At 75.0% G+C, this 3,069-nt stretch carries 2 protein-coding genes and 1 tRNA gene; 2 read left to right on the top strand and 1 reads right to left on the bottom strand.

Annotation, left to right across the window (positions count from 1 at the left end; all coding sequences use genetic code 11):
- Positions 1-178 precede the first annotated feature (178 nt).
- Both GUY61_RS36745 and GUY61_RS36740 read left to right on the top strand, forming a co-directional pair.
- Positions 179-1,480, top strand: a complete 1,302-nt coding sequence (locus GUY61_RS36745) for an amidohydrolase family protein (RefSeq protein WP_166634637.1) — start codon at positions 179-181, stop codon at positions 1,478-1,480.
- Positions 1,481-1,589: 109 nt separating this feature from the next.
- Positions 1,590-2,246 (top strand): SDR family oxidoreductase, encoded by a 657-nt coding sequence (locus GUY61_RS36740; protein WP_166634636.1) that lies wholly within the window; start codon positions 1,590-1,592, stop codon positions 2,244-2,246.
- Between the two features lie 377 nt (positions 2,247-2,623).
- On the opposite strand, the gene GUY61_RS36735 is transcribed toward GUY61_RS36740, so the two are convergent.
- Positions 2,624-2,705: transfer RNA gene (locus GUY61_RS36735), tRNA-Tyr, on the bottom strand.
- Positions 2,706-3,069 lie beyond the last annotated feature (364 nt).

Here is a 3,069-nt window from a genome sequence, read left to right as displayed (position 1 = left end):
CCGCGCCCCTGGTTCACCACACGCGCGCGCCCTCGCGAGACTCCCCAACCGCCCGGCGCACCACATCAGTACGACTATTGCGCTCCTCCTCGAAGCCGCACCGGAGGCGCCCTAGGCTCGGCTTCACGCAAGGTGATCGACACGTGATCGAGGGGGCCAGCCCCACACCAGGAGCGCGATGCCCGACAGCCAGCCGCAGCAGCCGCGACACAACGACCACAGGTCCGGCGAGGGAACGGCCGAGCCGGGCACCCTGCTGCTCAGCGGCGCCCGGCTCACCGACGGCCGCATCGTCGACGTGAGGCTGGGCGGCGGCCGCATCGAGGCCGTGGGCACGGCCGGCAGCCTCACCACCCCGGCGCACGCCCCGGTGAACCGCAGCGCGCGCGTCGACCTCGGCGGCTATCTGCTGCTCCCGGCACCGGCGGAACCCCACGCCCACTGCGACACCGCGCTCACCGCCGACATCGACGGCCCCGTCCCGTACGCCACCGAGGACGTGCTGCGCCGCACCACGGAAGCCGCCCTGCAGCAGCTCGGCCACGGCGCGACCGCCCTGCGCACCCATGTGCGCATCGGTGACGTGCAGGGGCTCGGCCCGCTGGAGGCAGTCCTCCAGGCCCGCCGCTCGCTGCGCGGGCTGGCCGAGCTCAGCGCCGTGGCCGTGCCGCGGCTGCTCACCGGCATCGCCGGGGCCGACGGGCTCGCGATGCTCAGGGACGCGGTGAAGATGGGCGCCTCGGTGGTGGGCGGCTGCCCCGACCTCGACCCGGACCCGACGGGGTACGTGGAGGCCGTGCTGGAGACCGCCGCGGAGCACGGCATTCCCGCCGACCTGCACACCGACGGCAGCGACCCGACCCGCCTCTCCCGCCTCGCGGCCATGGCCGGCGGCCTGCGCGCCGGTGTCTCCGTCGGGCCCTGCGCGGGACTGTCCCGGCTCCCCCACGACGTCGCGGCCCGCACCGCGGACCGCCTCGCCGCGGCGGGGATGACGGTGATCGCCCTGCCCCAGGGCGACTGCGGCGGCCTGGAGCGGCGCGGCAGGGCGGACTTCACCGGCTTCGCGCCCGTACGGCTGCTGCGGGCCGCCGGGGTCCGGATCGCGGCCGGCGGGGGTGCCCTGCGCGACCTGACCAGCCCGGTGGGCCGCGGGGACCCGCTGGAGGCCGCCTACCTGCTGGCCGCCCAGGCCGGGGCCCGCCCGGACGAGGCGTACGACGCCGTGAGCGCGGCGGCGCGCCGGGCGATGGACCTGCCGGAGGTGCGGGTCGAGGCCGGCTTCCCCGCCGAACTGCTCGCCGTACGGGGCGATGGACTGGGCGGCGTCCTCTCGCTCGGCTACAGCCGGATCGTGGTGCACCGGGGACGGGTGGTGGCGCGGACGAGCGCGGTGCGTGAGTACTGCGACTCGGCGACCGTGGCCGCGCTGGACCTGCCGCGCCAGGGCAGGCAGCAGGACGGGCAACAGCCTTCCTGACGACGGGTGACGGCGGTGGCGGCCCCCGCCGAATCGACGCGCCGGGGCCCCGCGCGGGCCGGCCGGTCCGCGTCCGGCAAGGACGCGACGGCAGGCGTACGGTCGAGACATGCGCATTGTCATCGCTGGTGGACATGGCCAGATCGCGCTCCGCCTGGAGCGGCTGCTCACCGCCCGCGGGCACGAACCCGCGGGGCTGATCCGCAAACCGGAACAGGCCGGCGACCTGCGGGCCGCGGGCGCGGAACCCGTGCTGTGCGACCTGGAGTCGGCGACGGCCGAGGAGGTGGCGGCCCACCTCGTGACCGCCGACGCCGCGGTCTTCGCGGCCGGCGCGGGCCCCGGGAGCGGCGCCGAGCGCAAGGACACGGTGGACAGGGCCGCGGCCGTCCTGTTCGCCGACGCGGCGGAACGCGCGCGGGTACGCCGCTTCCTGGTCGTCTCCTCGATGGGCGCCGACCCGGGCAGGGAGGGCGACAGCGTCTTCGACGTGTACCTGCGGGCCAAGGGCGCAGCCGACGACCACGTACGCTCCCGGGACGGCCTCGACTGGACGATCCTGCGGCCGGGCTCACTGACCGACGACGCCGGGACCGGCCTGGTCCGGCTGGAGGCCTCGACCGGCGGCGGCAGCGTTCCGCGCGACGATGTGGCGGCGGTGCTCGCCGAGTTGCTGGAGACTCCCTCGACGGCGGGACTGACGCTGGAGCTCGTGTCGGGCTCGACGCCGGTACCGGAGGCCGTGAAGGCCGTCGCCGGCAACTGAGGCCGCCCGTCCGGGGACCGCCCGCCAACCGGCCCCTGGCGCCCGGGCCGGTGAGCCCGCCCGGAGGGACCGGTGCGATCGTCCCGCCGGGCGGACTTCGGCCACCCGCCGGTCCGTCATATCCGGTCCGCCACCGGGGCGACGGCACCTCCCGTCCGCCCGCGGGACGGCTCGGCGACGCAGCGGGCGGGGCGCCCGGGCCAGGTGTGTGAGAGAGATCATCCGGACGCTTCCGCAAGCACCCGGCGGCCGCCCCGACGGCGTGCGGCGACGCGGGCCCGCGGCCCGGGGCCCGGCGGACCACCACGATGTCCGCCGGGGCAACGCAAACGGCCCCTGCGCTGCGTTTCCGCAGTTCAGGGGCCGTCCGTCCACTGTGGCGGCGCCAGGATTCGAACCTGGGTAGGCTAAGCCGACGGATTTACAGTCCGCTCCCATTGGCCACTCGGGCACACCGCCTGGGATTGCTGTTCCGGAGCCGCTTTCGTGCGGTGCTCCGTGGCAACGACGTAAACGATACCTGATGTTCGGGGGTGGTCCGCCACCCTATTGATCGCCGCTCCGGGGCGGTGTGATGACTAGTGCCGCGTCAGCCAAGGTTCGCCCCGTCGCGACGCCCTGCACGGCACCTCGCTGCGTTGACCGAAAGCCCGAGTAGGCCCACTACGAGGGCTTCCAGCCGCCTTGCGATGCACCGCACCGGACGCCGCTCCTCAGCGGGCAAACCCTGACTGACGCGGCACTAGGGTCCGTCTTCAAACGGATCTTGCCCATAGCAGGAATGAGGCGAGAGAGACCGCTGCTTCGTAGGAGGTGGCGGTCT

Source organism: Streptomyces sp. GC420 (assembly GCF_009916105.1).
Taxonomy (GTDB): Bacteria; Actinomycetota; Actinomycetes; order Streptomycetales; family Streptomycetaceae; genus Streptomyces.
This window is presented reverse-complemented; position numbering and strand designations above follow the sequence as displayed.

What these genes read in the sequence shown, in the direction of transcription:
- GUY61_RS36745 (WP_166634637.1), top strand. Translation starts at nt 179, where the DNA reads ATGCCCGACAGCCAGCCGCAGCAGCCGCGACACAACGACCACAGGTCC.
- GUY61_RS36740 (WP_166634636.1), top strand. Translation starts at nt 1,590, where the DNA reads ATGCGCATTGTCATCGCTGGTGGACATGGCCAGATCGCGCTCCGCCTG.